At 54.1% G+C, this 333-nt stretch carries 2 pseudogenes; one reads left to right on the top strand and one right to left on the bottom strand.

The window, feature by feature from the left end:
* Window positions 1-237, bottom strand: a pseudogene (locus tag EZM41_RS09515) (acetamidase/formamidase family protein); the annotation flags it as partial.
* On the opposite strand from EZM41_RS09515, the pseudogene EZM41_RS14765 reads away from it, so the two are divergent.
* Window positions 232-333, top strand: a pseudogene (locus tag EZM41_RS14765) (UPF0182 family protein); the annotation flags it as partial. The pseudogenes EZM41_RS09515 and EZM41_RS14765 overlap by 6 nt on opposite strands.

Raw genomic sequence — 333 nt, 5'->3', positions numbered from 1 at the left:
ATCATAAGCTAAATCCTTTGGCAATATGGCCAAATTTGCCTGCACATGCCCCTTAGCCATTCCTGCCGTGGGACCTATCCACTCTTTTTTTCTTATGGCTAAGCGAACCTCTTGGGGCAGATCGGTCCCGGAAGTGGTAGCCAAAGAAAGCACTCTCACTCGGCGCACCCTAACGGCAATTGCGTCTCCCACTTCTGCCCCATCTACCGCAATGGGCTTGGTGACGAGAGAAGACAATTGATGCTTTCTCCCAGGGAGTTGGACCTGCGCCAGCTCCAAAACCCCACCTGGGTCAACCTGCACCTCGAGTTCACCCACGGTTACGGAGTGGTG

Source organism: Acetomicrobium sp. S15 = DSM 107314, assembly GCF_016125955.1.
Taxonomy (GTDB): Bacteria; Synergistota; Synergistia; order Synergistales; family Thermosynergistaceae; genus Thermosynergistes; species Thermosynergistes pyruvativorans.
This window is presented reverse-complemented; position numbering and strand designations above follow the sequence as displayed.